1 protein-coding gene is annotated in these 573 nt (G+C 63.7%); it reads right to left on the bottom strand.

Annotated features, from left to right (window positions below; all coding sequences use genetic code 11):
* A partial coding sequence (locus tag AC1DRJ_RS31805; RefSeq protein WP_477805585.1) for a hypothetical protein occupies nucleotides 1-573 on the bottom strand: 573 nt, incomplete at both ends.

Below are 573 nucleotides of genomic sequence, written 5' to 3'. Positions count from 1 at the left end.
CAAAGGTTGAACCCATCGGCATAGTTGGCGCCGCAGACGTTGTCATCCCAGCGTTGTAGCCAGCTGCATAGGCGTTTGTGTTGGCCTTTTGATTGGCCGCTGACTCGACAGCAGCCCCAGCCACCACACCTACGGCAGCCGCAGCTGCGGGATTCACGCCCTCGTTATAGCCACAGTTGTAGCAGCCACTGCTGGCGTAAACAGCCGTTGGCGGATGGTAGTAGCTGGTGCCATAGGTCGGCGGATGATAGGCCGTCGCGCCATAGCCATTCGCGTGATAACCGTTGGCGCTGGCGCCATTCTCACCCTGTGCGTGCCATGTGCCCTCGCCACCTGAAGCGGTACCGCCTTCGGCTCCGTTGCCATGCCACGAACCACCCCCACCGGATGCCGTTCCGCCATTTTCGTCCTTTCCACTCCAGCTGCCGCCCCCGCCGGAAGCCGAGCCCCCACGATAGCCTGAGCCGCCCCAGCTGCCCTCACCGCCGGAGGCCGAGCCGCCGCGATCGCTTTGCGCTTTCCAACTGCCACTGCCGCCCGACGCTGTGCCGTAATCGCCAGAATGACTCCATG

The organism is Pseudomonas sp. P5_B2 (genome assembly GCF_056400445.1).
The sequence above is the reverse complement of the archived record's forward strand: the minus strand, read 5'-3'. Positions and strand labels throughout refer to the sequence as shown.